Source organism: Terrabacter sp. MAHUQ-38, assembly GCF_014518425.1.
GTDB lineage: Bacteria > Actinomycetota > Actinomycetes > Actinomycetales > Dermatophilaceae > Terrabacter.
Genome location: NZ_JACVCU010000001.1, coordinates 399,544 through 419,352, shown reverse-complemented (window position 1 = coordinate 419,352; position 19,809 = coordinate 399,544). Strand labels below are relative to the sequence as shown.

General features: G+C 73.5%; 14 protein-coding genes. 3 read left to right on the top strand and 11 right to left on the bottom strand.

Annotation, left to right across the window (positions count from 1 at the left end; genetic code table 11):
• Window positions 1–73 precede the first annotated feature (73 nt).
• A complete protein-coding gene (locus H9I49_RS01985) occupies window positions 74–5,611 on the bottom strand; it encodes a carboxyl transferase domain-containing protein (protein WP_188028639.1) in 5,538 nt (1,845 codons plus the stop codon).
• Window positions 5,612–5,863: 252 nt separating this feature from the next.
• Between H9I49_RS01985 and H9I49_RS23635 the strand changes: the two genes are divergently transcribed.
• Window positions 5,864–5,992 (top strand): hypothetical protein, encoded by a 129-nt coding sequence (locus H9I49_RS23635; RefSeq protein ID WP_255523578.1) that lies wholly within the window; start codon window positions 5,864–5,866, stop codon window positions 5,990–5,992.
• 75 nt (window positions 5,993–6,067) lie between these two features.
• Here H9I49_RS23635 and H9I49_RS01980 read toward each other — a convergent pair whose 3' ends face one another.
• Genes H9I49_RS01980 through H9I49_RS01955 form a run of 6 tightly spaced genes read right to left on the bottom strand, consistent with a single transcriptional unit; the run spans window position 6,068 to window position 14,725 of the window.
• The gene (locus H9I49_RS01980; protein ID WP_188028638.1) at window positions 6,068–7,273 is read right to left on the bottom strand and encodes a VWA domain-containing protein; all 1,206 of its coding nucleotides are present in this window, start codon (window positions 7,271–7,273) and stop codon (window positions 6,068–6,070) included.
• Window positions 7,270–9,522 (bottom strand): DUF5682 family protein, encoded by a 2,253-nt coding sequence (locus H9I49_RS01975; RefSeq protein WP_188028637.1) that lies wholly within the window; start codon window positions 9,520–9,522, stop codon window positions 7,270–7,272. Before H9I49_RS01975 ends, H9I49_RS01980 begins: the two co-directional genes overlap by 4 nt.
• A 3-nt stretch (window positions 9,523–9,525) precedes the next feature.
• A complete protein-coding gene (locus H9I49_RS01970) occupies window positions 9,526–10,623 on the bottom strand; it encodes an AAA family ATPase (RefSeq protein WP_188028636.1) in 1,098 nt (365 codons plus the stop codon).
• A complete protein-coding gene (locus H9I49_RS01965) occupies window positions 10,620–12,140 on the bottom strand; it encodes a DUF5691 domain-containing protein (RefSeq protein WP_188028635.1) in 1,521 nt (506 codons plus the stop codon). Before H9I49_RS01965 ends, H9I49_RS01970 begins: the two co-directional genes overlap by 4 nt.
• Window positions 12,137–13,444 carry an SWIM zinc finger domain-containing protein gene (locus tag H9I49_RS01960; RefSeq protein ID WP_188028634.1) on the bottom strand — a complete coding sequence of 436 codons (1,308 nt, stop codon included), beginning with the start codon at window positions 13,442–13,444 and terminating at the stop codon, window positions 12,137–12,139. Before H9I49_RS01960 ends, H9I49_RS01965 begins: the two co-directional genes overlap by 4 nt.
• A gap of 51 nt (window positions 13,445–13,495) precedes the next feature.
• The gene (locus tag H9I49_RS01955; protein ID WP_188028633.1) at window positions 13,496–14,725 is read right to left on the bottom strand and encodes an MFS transporter; all 1,230 of its coding nucleotides are present in this window, start codon (window positions 14,723–14,725) and stop codon (window positions 13,496–13,498) included.
• 71 nt (window positions 14,726–14,796) lie between these two features.
• Here H9I49_RS01955 and H9I49_RS01950 point away from each other — a divergent pair, with 71 nt between their 5' ends.
• Window positions 14,797–15,726, top strand: a complete 930-nt coding sequence (locus tag H9I49_RS01950; protein ID WP_188028632.1) for a LysR family transcriptional regulator — start codon at window positions 14,797–14,799, stop codon at window positions 15,724–15,726.
• Here H9I49_RS01950 and H9I49_RS01945 read toward each other — a convergent pair.
• Entirely contained in the window at window positions 15,710–16,264 is a 555-nt protein-coding gene (locus H9I49_RS01945) for a hypothetical protein (protein WP_188028631.1), read from the bottom strand. The two genes, H9I49_RS01950 and H9I49_RS01945, sit on opposite strands and share 17 nt — an antisense overlap.
• Before the next feature lie 134 nt (window positions 16,265–16,398).
• On the opposite strand from H9I49_RS01945, the gene H9I49_RS01940 reads away from it, so the two are divergent.
• Entirely contained in the window at window positions 16,399–17,364 is a 966-nt protein-coding gene (locus H9I49_RS01940) for a DUF3800 domain-containing protein (RefSeq protein ID WP_188028630.1), read from the top strand.
• On the opposite strand, the gene H9I49_RS01935 is transcribed toward H9I49_RS01940, so the two are convergent.
• The 3 genes from H9I49_RS01935 to H9I49_RS01925 all read right to left on the bottom strand — a co-directional run bounded on the left by H9I49_RS01935 (window position 17,361) and on the right by H9I49_RS01925 (window position 19,803).
• Complete coding sequence (locus tag H9I49_RS01935; protein ID WP_188028629.1) at window positions 17,361–17,603, bottom strand: hypothetical protein; 243 nt, start codon at window positions 17,601–17,603, stop codon at window positions 17,361–17,363. The genes H9I49_RS01940 and H9I49_RS01935 overlap by 4 nt on opposite strands.
• A 124-nt stretch (window positions 17,604–17,727) precedes the next feature.
• Window positions 17,728–18,726 (bottom strand): peptidoglycan-binding protein, encoded by a 999-nt coding sequence (locus tag H9I49_RS01930; protein ID WP_188028628.1) that lies wholly within the window; start codon window positions 18,724–18,726, stop codon window positions 17,728–17,730.
• 102 nt (window positions 18,727–18,828) lie between these two features.
• Window positions 18,829–19,803, bottom strand: a complete 975-nt coding sequence (locus H9I49_RS01925) for a helix-turn-helix transcriptional regulator (RefSeq protein ID WP_188028627.1) — start codon at window positions 19,801–19,803, stop codon at window positions 18,829–18,831.
• Window positions 19,804–19,809 lie beyond the last annotated feature (6 nt).

The window sequence follows — 19,809 nt, the reverse complement described above, 5'->3', positions numbered from 1 at the left end:
GCCTTTGACCCCGACTCGGGGGAGAACCGAGGGCGTATGCCGCTGGGTGGGCTCCCGGCATATGCCCTCGGTTTCACCCCTGCAGGCCGGCCTCCACCGCGGCGATGATGCGCGGGCGCATCTCGTGCGCACCGATGACGGCGTCGACCGAGCCGACCGACACCGCACGGTGGATGCTGTGCACGGCGTCGAACTCGGAGGCGACCTGGCTCAGCTTCTCGGAGCGCACCGAGGTGCGCAGCTCGGCGAGCTCGGTCGCGAGCCGGGCCCGCTCGACGCCGGACGCCGCGGCGAGCCGGCTCTCGAGCTCGGTGACGCGCGGGTCGGAAGCCGTGCGGGCGTCGACGTCGCGCGAGAACACCACGGCCGCCGCGGGCGCGCCGCCGAGCACCGACGCGAACGAGCCCTCGACGGCGAGCACCGTCATGCGCGGGTTGAGCGTCTTGGAGAACACGACGAACGCGCCGCCGTGGTAGCGCGAGACGACGGTGAAGACGATCGGGCCGTCGAAGTTGACGATGGCCCGGCCGATCTCCGCCCCGTACTCGAGCTGGAGGGCGCGCATCGACTCGGGTGAGCCGTCGAAGCCCGACAGGTTGGCGAGCACCACGACGGGACGGTTGCCGCTCGCCGCGTTGAGCGCCCGCGCAACCTTCTTGCTCGACCGCGGGAAGAGCGTGCCGGCGGTGTACGTGTCGGGGCCGTCGGTGGGCGGGAACCCGCGGCGTGGCACCGACTTGCTCTCGATGCCGATGAGGCACACCGGGATGCCGCCGAGGTGGGCGTCCTGGACGACGGCGGTCTCCGCGTCGGCCATGCCGGCCCAGCGCTCGAGCGGCTCGTGGTCCTGGTCGCTCACCGCGCGCATCAGGGTGCGGATGTCGAACGGCTTCTTGCGGTCGGGGTTGGTGAGCGAGCTGAAGATCTCGCCGACGGTCTTGAAGTCCGACCCGGGCGCGTCGTGCGGGTGCAGCGTCACGTCGCGGTGTGCCGGGTCGGTCGTGGGGGCGCGGCGTGGGCCGGTCTCGCCGGGGGCGACGTAGGCGTGGTCGTAGTGCCGCATGAGGATCTCTCGGGCGCCCGCGAGGTCCTTGGCCCAGTACTGGGCCTGGCCGTTGGGGCCCATGACGCGGTCGTAGCCGCCGATGCCGAAGTTGTCCTCGGCAGAGACGCCGCCGGAGAAGTCGAGCGACTGCTTGCCGGTGAGCACCATGGCGCTGTCGGGTGTCATGACGAGGATGCCCTTGGTGTGCATGAGCATCGTCGCCTCGGCGTTCCAGTAGGGCTGGGCGCCGACGTTGATCCCCGCGACGACGATGTTGATCTCGCCGCCTGCCTGGGTGAACTCGATGATCCGCTTGAGCGCCCGGGCGACCCAGTCCATGTTCTCGGTGCCGGAGTCCATCGAGATGCGTGCGCCCGCCGAGAGCGAGTACCACTCGAGCGGCACCCGCAGCTGCTCCGCGAGGTCGATGGCCGCGATGACGCGCGCGCACTCGGCCTCGGCGACCGACCCGAGTGAGCGGAGCGGGTCGCCGGACAGCACGACGCGGGTCACCCCCTCGGGGTGGCGCTCAGTCGGCGTCGTGACGACCGCGACGATGATGCCGGCCTTGTTGAGGCCCTGCGGCCGGTCGACCGGCACCAGCACGCCCGTGTCGTCGAGGTCGTGCTCGACGACGGTGCCGCCGGTGCCCGCGATCATGGACTGCAGCTCGTACGGGTAGACGAGGCCGCGGCGGCGCGCCCGGACCACCTTCGAGGCGTAGTCGTCGAGCGGCTTGAGCCGCTCGGTGGGCGGCGCACCCACGGAGCCGACGACGCCCGAGCCCGGCTGGTAGTGGAAGCGCCCCGTGATCGGGACCGCGGGCTCGCCGGGCGCGACGGCGACGTTGGCCTGGACGAGGACCTCTTCGATGCCGGCGCCGGCGGTGACAGGGGCGATCTTGCTCTGGAGCGCCGTCAGCTGGCCGAGGTCGGCCTCGATGGTCGGCCAGATCTGCACCCACACGTGGTTCATGTCGAGCTTGGATGCCTTGGTGCCGCGGCTCGCGCGGACGCGGCGGATGGCCTCGAGGCAGTTGGCGATCGCGCGCTCGACGTGCGGCAGGCCGGACACCTGGCCGGACTCGTCGCGCACGACGACGATCTGGCGCACCTGGGCCAGCGCGACGAGGCGGTGGTCCTCGGGGTTGTCCTTGGCGACGCACTCGTAGAGCAGGACGTCCTCGGGTGCCTCGAGGCGGGTCACGTCGAACGACGTGAGGCGCCACAGGTTGAGGCGCCGGCCCACCATCGGGTGGACGCCGCGCACGAGGCGGTCCTCGACGAGCCGGCCGTCGACCGGACGGAAGGTGAAGTAGCCGACGGGGCGGCCCTGCCCGGCGCTGACGGCCACGGCGACGCGGCGTACGTCCTGGGTGAAGGGCAGCTGCTGCATCATCGCGACGAGCTGGTCGCTGGCGTCGTCGGGCGACTCGGGCTCCTGGCTCCAGCGGAGATACAGGTCGACGACCGACTGGTGCTGCTCCGGCCGGGCCCAGACGTCGTTGGAGACGGCCTCGTCGAGCGGGCTGCCCGGTGCGAGCTCGTCGACCGACCCGATGGTCGACGTGAGGTGGGTGGGGCGGCCGTCGAGGGTGTAGTCGGCCGTCGCGAACGGACGGCCTCCCTCGGTGAAGGTGTGCAGGCCGTGCAGCTCGTGCTCACGGTAGTGCCGCTTGATGAGCACCTCGAGCATCGGCTCGTGCTCGGGCAGCCGCTCGGGGGCCGCCTCGTGGAGGCGCTCGGCGAGGAACCGCACGATCTGCTCGGGGATCGCGGCAAGCTCGTCGACCCGCTCCGTGTGGTCGGGCGTGTCCGGCTCGGCGGCGAGCGCCGCGAGCTGGTCGCGCACGCCGGCGAGCACGCTCTCGCGCTCCTCGTCGACGAGCGGCTGGTCGAACCAGCGGAAACGGACGCTGCGGGCGAGGTCACCGATGACCGGGAAGCGCAGCTGCGTGGCTACGACGAGGCGGTCGAGGGCCTCGCGGGCGGCGGTGTCGAGCGGCGGCGCGGGGATCGGCTCGGCGAGCCAGCGCTGGAGGAGCGACGTCGCGAGCTGCACCTCGGGGGCCGAGCGCTGCTGCGCGAGGAAGATCCGGAAGACGGCCTCCTCGAGGTCGGGCGTGCGTTCGAAGTCGGTGACGCCGTAGTGGCGCAGGACCCGGGCGAGCTTGTCGCGGAAGTCGGCCGAGAGCCCGGCGCGCTCGACGTCGAGGCTCTGGAGGTAGGAGTGGAAGTGCTCGCGCGGGCTGTGCACGAGCAGCTCCGTGTGGCGCTCCTCGGCGGCCGGGCGGTTGCGGCTCAGCTCGGCGAAGTCGGTGAGCAGGTCGAGGATCTCGATCTCCTCCTCGAGCGGGATCGTGCCCTGGGAGGCGAGCTCGTCGCGGGCGTCGAGGTAGCTGCCGAGCACCCTCCGGTCGCCCCGCGGGTCGCCGTCGAAGCCGAGGACGCTCGCCGAGAGGTCCTCGATGCCGCGGTCGACACGCTCACGCACGGTCGCGCTGCCGGCGCTCGAGTCGGGCAGGTCGAGGTCGACGCCCTCGGTGGCGGCCGTGTCGGCGACGTCGGCCTCGTCGCCGGTCGGTTCGAGGCGGACGAGCGGCGCACCGGTCTCGACCTGGCTCCCGACGGCGACGAGGAGCTCGCGCACGCGTGCCGGGAACGGCGCCGGCAGGACGGTCTCCATCTTCATCGACTCGAGGACGAGGACGGGGGCACCGGCGGCGACCTCGGCGCCGACCTCGACCGGCGTCGCGACGACGAGCGCGGGCGCGGGCGAGCGGACGACGCCACCCTCGTCGCGCGTCACCCGGTGGGTCACGCCGTCGACCTCGACGAGGTGGACGGGCCCGTGGGTGGCGGTGACGAGGCGGTGCGGGCGTCCCTCGACGACGATGCGGCCGGCATACTCGTCGACGCGGTCGAGGGTGACGTCGACGACGTGGTCGTCGCCCCCGTTCGTGATCGTGGCGCGGTAGCGGTGCGAGGCGGTGCGCAGCACCAGCACCTTGTATGCCGTGCCGCGCAGCTTGAGGTCGATGGCGCGGCCCACGGTGTGCTGGACCTGGGGGCGGCCGCCCCGGGCCGACTCGAGGAGGCGCGCGCGCTCGATGGCCTCGGCGTCCTCGTAGGCCTCGATGCCGGCCGCGACGAGGGCGACGCCCGAGTGTCGGTGCGACACGAGGCGTCCCTCGGCGCGTACGCGGTCGATCCAGCCGGTGTCGGCCGACCCGTCGATGATCTCGGGCTGGTCCAGCAGGTCGAGGATGAAGCTCTTGTTCGTCGAGCCACCGTCGATGACGACGGTCGTCTCGGCCATGGCGCGACGCAGACGGGCGAGGGCCTCGTCGCGGTCGCGGCCGTGGGCGATGATCTTGGCGATCATCGAGTCGAAGTCGGCGGGGATCGAGTCGCCCTCGCCCACGCCGGTGTCGACGCGGATGCCCGGCCCGGCGGGGAACTGCAGCAGGCTGATGCGCCCGGGCGACGGGGCGAAGTCGCGGTCGGGGTCCTCGGCGTTGAGGCGGGCCTCGACGGCGTGGCCGCGCTGCGTGGGCCGGCCGCCGTCGAGGTCGTCGAGCCGGCCGCCGTTCGCGACGTGGATCTGGAGCTTGACGAGGTCGGTGTCGGTGACGACCTCGGTGATCGGGTGCTCGACCTGCAGGCGGGTGTTGACCTCGAGGAAGGCGAAGAAGCGCTCTCCCGGGTGGTAGAGGAACTCGACGGTGCCCGCGCCGGCATAGCCGACGGCGATCGCGAGACGCTCGGCGCTCGCCTTGACCTCGTCGGCCTGCTCGGCCGTGAGGACGGGTGATGCAGACTCCTCGATGACCTTCTGGTTGCGCCGCTGCACGGAGCAGTCCCGCACGCCGACCGCCCAGGCGGTGCCCTGGCCGTCGGCGATGACCTGGACCTCGATGTGGCGCGCTCCGGTGACGAGCTTCTCGAGGAACACGACGCCGGAGCCGAATGCGCGCTGGGCCTCGTCGCGCGTGCGCTCGTAGGCGTCGGTGAGGTCGGCGTCCGAGTCGACGCGGCGGATGCCGCGCCCGCCACCGCCCGCTGTCGCCTTGAGCATGAGCGGGTAGCCGACGCGTGCAGCGGCCGCCATGGCGTCCTCGAGGGTGTCGACGCCGCCGCGGCTCCAGGGGGCGACGGGAACGCCGACCTCCTCGGCGATCAGCTTGCTGCCGATCTTGTCGCCGAGCTTGCGCATGGCCTCGGGGCTGGGGCCGATGAACGTGACGCCGATGCGCTCGCACAGCTCGGCGAAGGCCGGGTCCTCGGCGACGAAGCCCCAGCCGACCCAGGCGGCATCGGCCTTCGTCTCGCGCAGGGCGCGCTCGAGCACCGCGTGGTCCAGGTACGGGCGTGCCGATGCGGGCCCGAGGTCGAACGCGTGGTCGCTCTCGCGGACGAACATGGCCCGCCGCTCGCCCTCGGTGTGCAGGGCGATCGTCTCGATGCGGTGGCCCCCTGGGCCGGCGCCGGCGTTGAGGTCGCGCACGGCATGGATGAGGCGCATGGCGGCCTCGCCACGGTTGACGATCGCGATCCGCGAGATCATCGAGCAGGTCTCCTTGGTCGTCCCGCCGCCCGGTGGGGCGCATGGCGCTCGTCACGCCACACCCGCAGCCTTCCACTCATCGGTGGCGACCCGCGAGTAGACATCACGTCCGATTGGGCCGGAGTGCGAGCAACGTCCCTCCGGCGCGCTCCAGGATGAGGACGCGGACGTCGGCCATCGCGACCACGGAACGGTCCGATGACGGGGCGCGTCCTGCTTTCGACCGGCCGGGTTCCGGCCTCCAGCTGACGCGTGACGGCGGAGGGCGACACCTTCACCCCGACAGCGGGCCAGGCGACGCAGCGGCGTCGGTACGACGTCAAGGCTCTCGGCCGCGACCAGCAGAAGCTGACGGCCTACGTGGAGTCGCTCGACGACTGAGTCGCAGCTCGGCGCTCCGGGCAGGGGGACGGCTTCGCGCGGACCTGGCGCCCGCCCGGTGCGCACGCCGCGTCGTCAGCCGGTCGGGTCGGGTTCGTGGGCCGTGACGATGTCGTTGGCGGCGGCCCACGCCGTGATGTCGCGCTTCTCGATCGCCGTCGCCATGAGGTCGGGGAACTGGTCGGGCGTGCACGCGAAGGCCGGCACCCCGACGGCGGCGAGCGCGGCCGCGTGGTCGGCGTCGAAGCTCGGGCGCCCCGAGTCGCTCAACGCGAGCAGCGCCACCATCGTCGCCCCCGACGCCACGATGGAGGACGCCCGCCGCACCATCTCCTGGGCGATGCCGCCCTCGTAGAGGTCGCTGATGAGCACGAGGATCGTCTCGCCCGGCTGCTCGATGAGCCCCTCGCAGTACGCGAGCGCCTGGTTGATGTCGGTGCCGCCGCCGAGCTGCACGCCGAAGAGCACGTCGACGGGGTCGTCGAGCTCGTCCGTGAGGTCGACGACCGCGGTGTCGAAGACGACGAGCCTCGTCTCGACGGACCGCAGCGACGCCAGCACCGCCCCGAACACGCTCGAGTAGACGACCGACTCGGCCATCGAGCCGGACTGGTCGATGCAGAGGATGATCCGCCGCTCGACACGGTTCGCGCGTCGCGCATAGCCGACGAGGCGCTCCGGCACGACCGTGCCGTGCTCGGGCTGGTAGTGCTTGAGGTTGGCCGCGACGGTGCGGTTCCAGTCGATGTCGGAGTGTCGCGGCCGACGGGTGCGGGCGGCGCGGTTGAGCGCACCCGTCACGGCCTGCACGGTCTCGGACCGGAGCCGCTCCTCCAGCTCGTCGGTGACGACCCGCACCACGGCGCGCGCCGTCGCTCGTGACCGCTCCGGGATGACCCGGCCGAGACCGACGAGCGTCGTGACGAGGTTGATGTCGGGCTGCACGGCCTCCATGAGCTCGGGCTCGAGCAGCAGCTGCGTCAGCCCGAGCCGGTCCATCGCGTCGGCCTGCATGACCTGGACGACGGACGACGGGAAGTAGCCACGGATGTCGCCGAGCCACCGTGCGACCTTGGGTGCCGAGGCACCGAGCCCGCTGCGACGCTCGCCGTCGTAGAGGTCGCGCAGCGTCTCGTCGCGCTTGAGGTCGTCGGCGTCGAGAGCCGCCGCCTCCCCGATGCCGTCCGACTGCTCGCCCCCGAGGACGAGCCGCCACCGCGTCAGCCGGTCGCGCGCCGTGCGGGCGTCTCCCGAGCTCCCGAATGCCGTGTGGTCCGTCACGACGCCACCTCCAGTCCCAGCAGGCGGGCCACCGCGGCGATGGCCGGAGCCGCGCGGTCGAGGTCGAGCGCGTCCGCCGACGTGGCAGCCGGCCGCACACCCGACCCCAGCTCGCGCAGGTGCTGCCCGATGAGCCGGCGCTCGGCCGGCTGGTAGCGCGAGAAGGTGCGCCGGACCAGCGGCAGGAGGTCCTCGAACGCCTCTTCGGACGCCTCGACGAGCCACTCGTCGATGATCGAGAGCAGGTCGTCGCCGTGGACGAGCAGCAGCGCCTCTCCGGTGAGGAACCCGTCGAGCCAGGCGGCGGCCGCGGGACCACCGGCCCCCGGCGACAGCCGTCGGCTGAGCCGGGCCGCCGCCTCGTCGTGCTCGAGCAGGCCACCGTCGAGCAGCAGCCGGGTGACCCGGCCGGACACCGCACCGTGGATGCCTTCGTCGCGACCGACGGCGAGGAGGGCCTCGTGCCACGGGTCGCGCAGGTCGTCGCGGTCGACGAGCGCCACACCACGGTGCGCGGCCTCGATGGCCGTGCGCATCGCGGTCGCGCTGTCGTCGTCGAGGCTCGAGCACGCGGCCCGGAGACCAACAGCCGCCCGCACCACGACCGTCTGGAGCACGTGCGTCACGTCCGCGACGTCGACACCGCGCACGTCGCCGTAGCGGCAGGTCCGCGCCAGCGGCTCGACGGTCCCGAGCAGGGCCTGCGTGTCGTGCTGCTTCGCCGTCCGGTCGGCCAGCGCCGCCACGACGGCCCGGAGCCCGTCGGGCAGGTCGGCGAGCAGGCACTGCTCGATGAGGGCGCCCAGCACCCCGAGGTCGGCAGCCTCGGTGGCCTCATCGGACACCTTGGCCTCGGCCGCGCTGCGCACCGTCGTGCCGTAGAGGCTCGCCTCGATGACCGCGACGGCGAGCTCGGGCGACCACTCGAGCTCCCAGGCCTCCTTGAAGGTGCCCATCGATCGACCGGCCTCCACCTGCGTGCCCCACGGCACGTCGAGAAGCGCCAGCCGGTGCAGGAGCACCGAACGCGCGAGCTGTGACTCGCGGCGCAGGTCGAGCTGCACGACGGTCGAGGTGGCAGAAGCCTTGAGCCGCAACGACTTCTGCTGTTTCGCGAGGTCGCTGGCGAGCGGCACCATCGGGGTGGACTCCGGCACGCGCCCGAGCTCCTCGCCGATGACGAGCGTCCGGTCGATGAGCCGCAGGGGCAGGTCGGCACCCTCCGCGAGCACGGCCCGGGCGGCATCCGTCAGCTCGCTGAGGCCGACCGACGGACGGCCGCGCACGGCCGCGAGCGCGTCCGCCAGGCGGGTCGCCTCGACGGCGGAGGCGGTCGAGGCGTCGAGGTTCTCGTCACGCAGCGCCCGCGCGACCCTGACGAACCACGAGGGAACGACCTCGTCGTCGGGCGTGACGAACAGGTGCTGGTACCACCCGGGGGAGCGGACGCCTGCGCCGTAACCGCTCGCGTACGACAGCCGCTCGGAGCTCCACGGCGCCCACGTCGCAGCCACCTTGACCTTGGGCAGCTTGCTGAGCAGGACGTTGTCGCGGCTCGCCGGCGGGAACGTCGCGGGATCGAGGACGGGTGCGTGGTACGCGCCGCACACGACGGCGACGCGCTCGCGACCGTTGCGCATCTCGGCCCGGATCACCTTGCGCATGAAGGCTTCTCGTCGACCGTCGTCGTCCACCTCGAGGCTGCCTCGGACGCCCTCCATGGCCTCCCGGAGGTGTGCGAAGTGGGCGAGCGACGACGTGCGCCGGTGCTCGACGGCGTCCTCCCACCAGCGCTCCGGGTCGTCGTAGCCGGCCGCCGTCGCCAGGGCGGTGATGGGGTCCGGTCGCCCGGGCGCTCGTCCGGCCCTTCTCCCCTTGTCCTCGGCACCGTCGACGTCGATGTCGGGATCGGCGAGGTAGTGCGTCGCCGGCAGGTCGGCGAAGCGCACGTCGACGCCGTGCTCGATCGCCCACTGGAGCGCCACCCACTCCGGCGAGAAGGCGGCGAACGGGTAGAACGCCGACCGCCTCGGCTCGTCGACGGCATACACGAGCCCCGCCACGGGGGGCACGAGGTCGGGGTCCGCGGCCAGCGGTACGAGCGCGTCGAGCTCGGGCGGACCCTCGATGACGACGACGTCGGGCTGCAGCTCGTCGAGCGCCAGCCCGACCGACCGCGCGGAGCCCGGGCCGTGGTGGCGGACACCGAGCACCTCCACCCGCGGGGTCGTCGACGTCGCTGCGGTCACGGGTCAGCCCAGCTCGCGGCAGGCGCGGTAGAGGTCGGTCCACTCGGTGCGGTCCTTGACGACCGTCTCGAGGTACTCCTGCCAGACGATCCGGTCCTGGACGGGGTCCTTGACGACGGCACCGACGAGCCCGGCCGCGACGTCGTCGGCGCGCACGACGCCGTCGCCGAAGTGGGCCGCGAGCGAGAGCCCGTTCGTCATGACCGAGATCGCCTCGGCCGTCGACAGGGTGGCCGACGGCGACTTGACCGTGGTGCGCTGGTCGGCCGTGACGCCTGACCGCAGCTCGCGGAACACGGTCACGACCCGCTCGATCTCGGCGAGCGACTCGAGCCCGGCGGGCAGCTCCAGGGAGCGTCCGAGCGAGTCGACACGCGTGCGGACGATCTCGACCTCCTGCGCGAGCGTGTCGGGCAGCGGCAGCACGACGGTGTTGAAGCGACGCTTGAGGGCCGAGGACAGGTCGTTGACGCCCTTGTCGCGGTTGTTGGCCGTGGCGATGACGTTGAACCCCTGGATCGCCTGCACCTGCTCGTCGAGCTCGGGCACCGGCAGGGTCTTCTCCGACAGGATCGTGATGAGCGCGTCCTGCACGTCGGCCGGGATGCGCGTCAGCTCCTCGATGCGCACGAGCGCCCCGGTCTCCATCGCCCGCATGACCGGGCTCGGCACGAGCGCGGCGCGCGTCGGTCCCTCGGCGAGCAGCCGCGCGTAGTTCCAGCCGTAGCGCAGGGACTCTTCGGGTGTGCCCGCCGTGCCCTGGACGACGAGCGTCGACGACCCGCTGATCGCCGCGGCGAGATGCTCACCAACCCACGTCTTGGCCGTGCCCGGCACGCCCAGCAGCAGGAGCGCCCGGTCGGTCGCGAGCGATGCGACCGCGACCTCCATGAGCCGGCGCGACCCGAGGTACTTCGGCGTGATCTCCGTGCCGTCGTCGAGCACGCCGCCGAGGAGGTACGTCGTGACCGCCCACGGTGACAGCCGCCAGCGCGGCGGGCGGGGGCGGTCGTCGGAGGCCGCGAGCGCGGCCAGCTCGGCGGCATACGCGTCTTCGGCGTGGGCCCGCAGAACCGTGGTGGAAGAAGGGGATTCGCTCATCTGAAGGCCTCGGTGATCGATCGCTTGACGGAGTGGAACTGCAGCAGGTTGCGCAGGTTGTTGGTCAGCGTCTGGTCGGCGCCGGTGGACTCGATCCAGCGCTCGAGGGCGTCGAGGGCTGCTGGGTGCAGACCGGCGACGAGGTGGGGCATGGTCGCGACGACCATGGCCGAGCCGACCTTCGACGCCCGCAGGCGTGAGACGAGCGCGATGCTGAAGTCGGCCGACCACGGCGGGTCGACCGAGGCGACGACGGCAGCGACCTCGTGGACCCGGTCGGTCGTGGCGTCGACCCGCATCAGCGCGACCCGTTCGCGGCTCGCGCGGGGAAGGGCCGGGACGAGCGTCATGTCCCAGGCCTGTTGGAGCAGCGCCGCCGCCCACCGGGGGTCACGCCGCGCCCGCACGGCGCGCCGTATGCCGCCCAGCGCGTCCTGCTGCTGGGCGTCCCACAGCCGCTTGACCGTCGTCGACGGCTCGGCGCCGGTGACCTCGGACCACACCTCGAACGGTGCTCCGGCGCAGATCTGCTCGAGCCACCAGCCGCGCGCGGAGCGGCGCGGAGGCGGCTTGCCCAGCCCGTCGCGCACCGCCGCGGGGTCGGGCTCGTCGGGAAGGATGACGTCGAGACCACGACCGAGCAGCCCGGTGCGTCGCACGAGGGGGCGCAGCCGCTCGGCCATGCGCGCGGCTCTGGCCGACCCGGGGAGCGCGTCGAGGAGCTCGGCCGCGACCTCGCGCACCGTGCCGGACCGGTCGTCGAGCGCCCGCTCGAGCAGTGGTTCGTCGTCGGGTCCGAGCCCGACACGGAGCGTGTCGAGGTGCGCCCGGCGGTCGCGCGCCGAGTCCGACTGCCACGTCGCGACGACGAGTGCCCGCGCGGCTGCCGGGTCGTGGGCCCGCACCACGCTGAGGACCGCGACGCGGTCGGTCGAGGGAAGGCGCGCCCACTCGTCCGTCGGCGGCAACGCACCCGCGACGCGCGAGGCCGTGCGGGCCTCGGCGCCGGCGGCCGCGTCGGCGACCCACTGCCACTCCTCGCGCAGGACCGCCAGCCAGCGCCCGCGTTCGCCGAGCACCGCGGCCGCCGGCCGACGCAGCTCGCGCGTGCCGGTCGCCAGCCCGAGCAGGGTCGGCAACAGCGCGTGCGGCACGCGGCAGCCGGCGTCGTCGGCGGCCCGGAGCCAGTGGTTGAGGAGGCTCGCGCGCTGTTGCGCTCCGGCGGGCGGCTGGGTCATGACGAGCTCGAGCAGCTGCACCGCCCGTCGGGGCGCCTCGGGCCGGCGCTCGGCGGGCGCCTCTTCGGGCGGCTCCGCGTGGTCGAGCCGTCGCCCTGCCCGCAGCGCCGCCCCACCGAGGGCGGCGGCGTCGAGCAGGGCCTGCTCGCGTGGGGTTGCCACCTCGCGCGGTCGGACGCCCGCCGCCCCGAGGTCGGGCAGCGGCGGCACCGGCCGGCGGGCCGTCCCGACGAGCGCGGCGTTGCCCACCTCGCGCCACCACGTGTCGACGTCGGTCACAGTCCCACCACCTCGCCGTCCAGGACCACGGTCAGGGGCCGCAGCCGCGACTCCTCGAGCTCGCCGAACACCCGCGTCGGCCCGCCACCCGTGAGGGCCAGCAGCGACCAGACGTCCGCGTCCTCGGCGAGGGCCACGCTCGCCCCTTCGGCGTCGACGACGCGGTCGAGCCCGACCCGCACGTCGTCGAGGACGACGGGCACGCGCCGCGCCCAGGGGTTGAGCCCCCATGCCCGGGCCGCCACGGTCCGCGCGGACTCGAGGCTCGAGCCGGACGGCATACGCCCGGGCTCGTCGGCCACCACCGGCTCGTCGGCGAACAGCGCGCGTCGCACGGCCGCTCCCGGGTAGCGCGCGAGCGTCGCGTCGAGGCTCGACCCGACCACGCGTGCGACGGGCAGCACCTGCCCGCCGGCGGCGAAGTCGAGCACCTGCACGGTCTCGCCGGTCGCGGCACCGCGCAGCCACGTGCGCTGCTGCTGGAGGCGTCCGTCGTCGGTGCGGTGCGCGCCGAGGACGAGCCAGCGGTCCGTCACGGCGTCGCCGCGGCGCACCGACTCGGTGCTCGTCGACCAGCCGAGGTACGCGCGGAGGTCGCCCATCTGGTGCTCGTCCAGTGACTCGCGGGCGGCCCACGCGCGCGTGGCGGTCCACCACCGGCCGAGCGCGACGAGGAGCCGCTCGGCCCAGTCGGGCCGGCCGCCCACCGCACCGCCGACCGAGCGGACGTCGTCGGCGAGGCCCGGCAGCTGCGCGTCGACGAGCCGCGCTGCCGTGCCGTCCCACCACGCGTACGACTGCTGCCGCGCGGACGCGGTGCCGCTGCGCACGAGGTCGGTGAGCCAGCGCGCGAAGTCGTCCATGCCGCCGTCCATGAGGGTGAGCCGCTCCTCGAGGCGCCGTGCCGCTGCGGCGGGATCGGGCGTTCGCGTGGGACGGGCGGCCTCGCCCGCGGCCCGGGCCTCGGCGCGGGCCGACCGCTCGGCCGCCCACTCCTGCGCGAAGCCGGCCACCTCGGCCGCGTCGGCCACGGAGCCCGATCCGTCGACCCACAGCAGCAGCAGCGCGAGGCCGTGCTTGCACGGGAACTTGCGGCTCGGGCACGAGCAGCGGAACGCCGGCGCCGTGAGGTCGATGCTCACCTGGTAAGGCGTCTTGCCGGAGCCCTGGCACTTGCCCCAGAGCAGCGTGTCCGTCGAGCCGGTGTCGGACCACGGGCCCGGTCGGGCCAGCCTGCGCGCAGCCGTCAGCGACGCGGCGTCGGGAGCCAGGCCGGCGACCTGGGCGGCAGTCCATCGGGTCATGACTGGCACATCATGACCGACTCCTCCCACAGCCGGGGGCGATGTCGCGACCTAGCCTCGACGGACCACCCCAAGACGTGCAGGGCGACGTCGGGGAGCACCCACAGGCAGGACCGCGACAGCGACGACGAGCGCGACGAGCGCGAGTGCCACGACCGTCGCCACGACGCCGACCCAGCCCGGCCCCGACCACGCGTAGCCGAGCACCCAGCCGACCAGGGCCGAGCCGCTGTAGTACGCGACGTTGTAGAGGGCGGTCGCCTGGGCCCGGCCGGTCGTCGCGCGGGCGCCGACCCAGGCCGACGCGGTCGCGTGGGCGGCGAAGAAGCCGGCGGTCAGCACGAGCAGCCCGGCCACGACGAGCACCAGCCTGCTCGACAGGGTGAGCAGCGTGCCGGCCACCATGGCCGCCGTGCCCGCGGCCAGCACCGGCCGCCGTCCTAGGCGCGGCAGCAGGCGGCCGGTCAGGCGCGAGCTGACGGTCCCGGCGGCATACGCGGCAAAGATGAGCGACCCGGCCGTCGCGGGGAGCGCGAAGCCCGGCCCCTCGAGCCGGAAGGCGAGGTAGTTGTATACCGCGACGAAGCCGCCCATGAGCAGGGCGCCCTGGGCGTAGAGGGCCAGCAGTCCCGGGTCGCGCAGGCTCGCCCGGATGCCGTCGACGACCGTCCGCGCCGACGCCGCGGTCGGCCGGTAGCCCCGCGGGCGCGGCATGAGCCGCAGGAAGACGACCGAGGCGACCGCGCAGACGACGGCCACCGTGAGCAGGGCCGGGCGCCAGCCGAGCAGACCGGCGAGCGGGCCGGCGATGAGACGCCCGGCGGCCCCGCCGATGGTCGTTCCGGAGATGTAGGCGGCCGCGGCCGCGGCGGTGTGCCGGTGGTGCACCTCGTCGTGCAGGTAGGTGACCGCGAGCGCCGGGAGGCCGCCGAGGGCCATCCCCTCGACGAGGCGCAGGGCCAGGAGCACCTCGAGGCTCGGGGCCAGGGCGACGAGCACACCCAGGACCGTCGAGGCGACGATGGCGACCTGCATCGCACGGAGCCGCCCGACCCGGTCGGCGACCCACGACCACGGCAGCACCGCGAGGGCCACGCCCAGGGTCGCGAGCGAGACGGAGAGCGCGGCGTCCGCCGGGCTCACCTCGAGGCCCCGGGCAAGGGTCGGCAGCAGGCCCTGCGGCGAGTACAGCTGCGCGAACGTCGCGAGCCCGGCGGCGCCGAGGCCGACGAGGATGCGACGGTACTCCCGGCTCGCGGGGAGGTGGCCGTCCCAGGTCATGACGCCGACGCTAGGACGGCGCGATGCATTGCACCAATGCATGTCAGGGTGACGACTCATACGATCAAGGCATGACACCCGCGGAGTTCCGGTCCGTCGTGCGGCTGCTGCCGGTCTTCGTCGTCGTGGCCGACGTCGGCCAGGTGACCACGGCGGCCGCGGTGCTCGGGATGCCACAGCCGACGGTAAGCCGCGCACTCGCCCGGCTCGGCGTCCTGCTCGGCACACCCCTCGTCGAGCGCGACGGCCGCGGCATCACGCTCACCGCCGCCGGGCGAGCCCTGCTGCCCTACGCGCAGGAGGGGGTCGGGGCGCTCGAGCGCGGCATCGACGTCGTGACCCGCTCGAGCGTCGTCGGCCACGGGACGGTCGGGCTCTCGTTCCAGACCCTGCTCGGTGAGACCGTCGTGCCCGCCCTGATCCGGCGGTTCCGCGACCGCTTCCCCGGCGTGCGGTTCGAGCTCGCGCAGGGCTCGCGGCAGAAGGCCCTCGACGACTTCGCGGCAGGCCGGTGCTCTGCCGCTCTCGTCGCCTCGCCACCCGACCTTCCCGGCGCCTCGACGACGGTGCTCTACGACGAACCGCTCGTCGTCGCCGTCCACCGGTCCCACCCGGCCGCCGGCGCGGCCTCCGTGTCGGTCGAGCGCCTCGCCCGCGACGACGGCGACGAGCTCATCGTGCTCAAGACCGGGTTCGGCCTGCGCGGCCGGGTCGAGGAGATCTACGCGGACGCGGGAGTGCCACTCCGGGTCGGGTTCGAGGCCGAGGACGTCCACACCGCAAGGGGACTCGTCGGCGCGGGCCTCGGAGTCGCGATCCTGCCCGCCTTCGCGCCCGAGGGTGACGTCGTGCCCGTCGGTCTCGACCACCCGCAGGCCCTACGGACCATCGGGGTTATCGTCCGCCACTCGGCGCAGGACCCGACGGTCGCCGCCTTCGAGGACTTCGTGGCCCGGTCCGGCCGCTCGGTGGCCCTGGCGGCGCTCAGCCGGCGAGGCTGATGACCAGGGTGATGAGGCCCCCGACGACGAGCCCGGCGACCGCGATGAGGGCGAAGACGAGCCCGATCCGCTGGTCGCGGGCCATCTTCTCGCGCCAGCCCGCCCGCTCCGCTGCCTCGCGCACGAGCTCGCGGCCCTCCCCGGACGAGAACGTGTAGTCGACGACGGCCCCGACCTGACCCGTGTCGGCGTCGACGCCGAACTCCTTGTGGAAGGACCACGAGTAGATGCGGCCGCGCTGAACCGACCGCTCGGCATGGAGGCTGAGCCCGCCGTTCGCGGTCGACCCGGCGTCCCAGCGCACCCGGTTCTCGACGTCCGTGATGGAGATCGTGCGGTCGGCCTCATCGAGGCGCACCTCGTGGGTGAAGACGCGCTTGAGGCGGTTCTTGCGGATGAGGGTGTACCAGCGGGCGTCGGCGACGTCGATCGTCAGGTCGAAGCCGTACGGGCGCTCGGACACGACGTAGGGTCCGCCGGCCGCCTCCGACCTGACCTGCTCGATGAGCTGTTGTGTGCCGGTCGGTCCTGCGGTCATGGAGGGCTCCATCGGTGGTGGGCGGGCAACGGCAAACGAGCCTAGTGCCGATCACGTCACGGTGCGGGCGCCGTGGCCGTGCGGCCGCGGCGACATCGGTTGGCGTGAGCGCGTTGCGCGCACAAGATGGGGGTATGCCGCCCTCCGCCCCAGTGCGCACCAGGACCCTCCTCGAGGTGGCGTGCGACGAGTCCGGCTCGGAGGGCGAGAAACTCGTCGGCGGCAGCACCCACGTGTTCGCCCACGCGAGCATCGACGTCACGACGGAGCGCGCGCTCGATACGATCGAGCGGGTGCGGGTCGAGGCGCGCTCACCGGCGACCGAGGTCAAGGCGAGCGTGGTGCTGCGGCCGCAGAACTGGCGCCTGCTCGAGTGGCTGCTCGGTGAGGACGGGCCGTTCCTCGGGCACGCGCAGGTCCACCTCGCCGACAAGGCGCTGCACCTGACCGGCCGGATGGTCGCGCTCCTTGGCGGCCCAGCACCGCCGCAGGACTCCGGAAGGCAAGCGGTCTTCCTGTACGAGGTGGCGCGCCGCCGCCTCGGCCCGGCCCGCTGGGAAGCAGTCCTCGCCGACTTCAACGACATCGTCCGGGCGCGGTCACCCGAGGAGGCGGCAGCGAGTGCCCGCTCCCTCCGGGCCCGTTTGCTCGAGCTCGACGAGCTGAGAGCGCCGGTCGAGGGGCTGGTCGAGGGAGTGCCTGTCGACGACGTGGGGCTGGACCGGCTCGTCGGTCACGGTCGCACCGTCCTCGACCCGATCGTGCCGGCGCTCGCCGACGTGCTGCGTCGTTGGGGTGCGGAGGGCCGCCCGCTCTGGGTCGTCCACGACGTGCAGGCCACACTGACGGACGCCGCCATCCGTACTGCCGTCGGCTCCAGCCCCGGCGGGCCGTCGAACGCGCTGGAGGGCATCACCTTCGTCGACTCGCAGGACGACGCGCGCGTCCAGCTCGCCGACTTCCTCGCGGGCGCGGCGCGGCGCATCGCGGCGCACGTCCTCGAGGGTCGGGCCGACCCCGCCCTCGTCGACCTCATCGCGCCCTACGTCAGCCCGCGCTCGACGTGGCTGGCGGCGTGGCCGTCAGATGGTTCGGCCTAGAGCGAGTCCATCATCTCCACATCGCACGATCCGGCCCGCATGATGCGGGTCGTGTGGTCGGCTGGGGAGGGTAGCCGGAGGTCGGCCAGCGAGGTCGTCACGACGGTCGCCGCAGGAGCGGACGCCCGAGGCGCGGCCACGGCCGACGGGCCAGCGAGGGCCGTGAGCCCCACGAGCACCGCGGCCGCCGTAGCGGTCAGGGCGCTGCGTCGGGTCAACCGCGTGCGGCGCGTCTCCATCCATCCAGTGTGCGCTCGCCCGGCGAGGTCGTCCATAGCCGGCGCGAGCACGTCGGACCGGAGGCAGTCCGCAGCGGCGTCAGGCCGTGGTGAGAGCTCGCTCCTGCCCGCTCCGGCTTCCGGGTCAGGCCGTGAGCTTGGCCCACGTGCGCGGGCCGATGATGCCGTCGGCGGTGAGGCCGCGTGACTGCTGGAACGCCTGCGTCTTCGTCGCGGTCATCGAGCCGAAGACACCGTCGGCCGTGAGGCTGTAGCCGCGGTGGGTGAGCAGCTTCTGTGCCGCGACGACCGCCTGGCCCTGCGAGCCGCGCTGCACGGTGACGACGAGAGCCGTCCACGTCTTCGGGCCCACGACGCCGTCCGCGGCCAGCCCCCTCGAACGCTGGAACGAGACGACCCTGCTCTCGGTGATCGCGCCGAACGAGCCGTCGACGGTGAGCGAGTAGCCGCGCTGGCGCAGCAGGTGCTGGATCGCGGTGGCGCGGAAGCCGTTCGCGCCGCGCCGCACCGTCGTCCACGCGATCGGGGCGGGCGTCGGCGTGCCGCCACCACCGCCGATGCGGCGGGCGAGCGCCGCGAGCCGGGCGTCGCCTGGGCGCACGTTGATCTCGAAGTGCATCTCGTCCTTGCGGCCCGAGTAGTCGCCGCCCCAGCGGACCACACCGTCGCAGGCGTTGAGGATCGACCGGATGCGCGACCGCTGGGTCGAGCTGAACGTGCCCGAGGCGCCGAGCGGGTGACGCGGGGCGTTGATGTCGATCGCGGTGCCGCTCGCGTGGTTCGACAGCGAGGTGCTGCCCGAGATGACGCGGTAGCTGTGGCCCCAGCACCACCCCTTGACGAGCGCCTCGACCTCGTTGTTGAAGCGGCGCGCGACGTAGCCGAGGACGGTGTGGACGTCGCCGCTGCGGACGCCGGCGGGGAAGGTCGCCGCCCCGGCCGATAGGCCGCTGACCGGGATGGCGGAGGTCGACCCCGCGGGCCAGCCGTTCTGGGAGGTCGCGGCCTGGGCGGCCGTCGCGGTGGTGGCAACGAGGCCCCCGCCGAGGAGGAGGCCTCCGGCGCCGCGGATGAGCGTGCGACGCCCGACGGCGGGAGTGGTTGGTTCGTGGAGCTCACACATGACTACCCCTGATCGGTCCGGTGACGCGGGCGCGGTCGCGTCCGCAGCGCCGACGCTAGGGGCGGGCAGCCTTGCGGTACATGGGGAGAACTCCCCGTCGGCTCACCCGCGCCCGGTCTCGGAGCCCGACGCCACGAGGGCGTCGCCGAGCGACGTGCGCCAGTAGAGCACCTCACGTCCCGAGCGCCGCCGCAGCACGGCGCCGGACGCGAGCAGGATCTTGAGGTGGTCACCCACGGTGCCCAAGGGCATACCGGTGCGGGCGACGAGCGCGCTCGTGCTCGAGGGTCCGTCGAGGGTGCGCAGCAGGCGGGCGCGGGCCGACCCGACGAGCCGCTCGAGGCCGTCGTCGGCCTGTCCGTCGACCTCGGCGAGCGCCCCGGTGACCGGGTAGTAGATGGCGTACCGCTTCGGCAGGTCCCAGCCGACGTACGTGGCGGTGCCGTGCGCCGGCACGAAGTAGAGCTCGGCGTCGTCGTCGAGCACGCGGGACGGCAGGTCGTAGCGGTTGATCCGCAGCCGGCCGTCACCGACCCACTCGCGGTCGCGCCCGAGGTCGCGCAGCACGGCCGCCCAGCCGTGGCTGGCGAGCCGCGCCGTGCGCGAGACGATGTCGGCACGCAGGATGCGTTCACGCCTGGCCCAGTCTGTCGCGAGGGCGTGCGTCCAGACCCACTCGAGCATCGCCGCCGCGTGCTCAGCCGTGCCGGGGCGGCTGAGCGAGCGGGGAAGGTCGCGTGTCGGCGAGCTCTCACGCAGGTAGCGGCGAACTCGCTTGTCCCCCAACGCCCTCACGTCATCAACCTCGTCGGCGAAGCTGCGGCCGGCGCCCTTCGGAGGTAGCGCGAGCCAGTCGGAGATCCAGCCGCGTCGCCAGCTGTGGTCGAGCACCGCCCGCCTGACGGGATGCTCGTCGAGCATCGCCTCGAACGACTCTCGGTGGGCCGCCGAGAACGCCCGGCCGGCCGCGTCGCTGGGGCGCACGATGTCGTTGAGCGCCGCCACGGTCTCGGTGCGCGGCGACACGACGAACCGGCTCCTCGCCAGCAGGTCGGCCGAGATCTGCCATGTCCCCATGTTTCG

What these genes read in the sequence shown, in the direction of transcription:
- H9I49_RS01985 (WP_188028639.1), bottom strand. Translation starts at nt 5,611, where the DNA reads ATGATCTCGCGGATCGCGATCGTCAACCGTGGCGAGGCCGCCATGCGC.
- H9I49_RS01970 (WP_188028636.1), bottom strand. Translation starts at nt 10,623, where the DNA reads ATGAGCGAATCCCCTTCTTCCACCACGGTTCTGCGGGCCCACGCCGAA.
- H9I49_RS01960 (WP_188028634.1), bottom strand. Translation starts at nt 13,444, where the DNA reads ATGACCCGATGGACTGCCGCCCAGGTCGCCGGCCTGGCTCCCGACGCC.
- H9I49_RS01955 (WP_188028633.1), bottom strand. Translation starts at nt 14,725, where the DNA reads ATGACCTGGGACGGCCACCTCCCCGCGAGCCGGGAGTACCGTCGCATC.
- H9I49_RS01950 (WP_188028632.1), top strand. Translation starts at nt 14,797, where the DNA reads ATGACACCCGCGGAGTTCCGGTCCGTCGTGCGGCTGCTGCCGGTCTTC.
- H9I49_RS01945 (WP_188028631.1), bottom strand. Translation starts at nt 16,264, where the DNA reads ATGACCGCAGGACCGACCGGCACACAACAGCTCATCGAGCAGGTCAGG.
- H9I49_RS01940 (WP_188028630.1), top strand. Translation starts at nt 16,399, where the DNA reads ATGCCGCCCTCCGCCCCAGTGCGCACCAGGACCCTCCTCGAGGTGGCG.
- H9I49_RS01935 (WP_188028629.1), bottom strand. Translation starts at nt 17,603, where the DNA reads ATGGAGACGCGCCGCACGCGGTTGACCCGACGCAGCGCCCTGACCGCT.
- H9I49_RS01930 (WP_188028628.1), bottom strand. Translation starts at nt 18,726, where the DNA reads ATGTGTGAGCTCCACGAACCAACCACTCCCGCCGTCGGGCGTCGCACG.
- H9I49_RS01925 (WP_188028627.1), bottom strand. Translation starts at nt 19,803, where the DNA reads ATGGGGACATGGCAGATCTCGGCCGACCTGCTGGCGAGGAGCCGGTTC.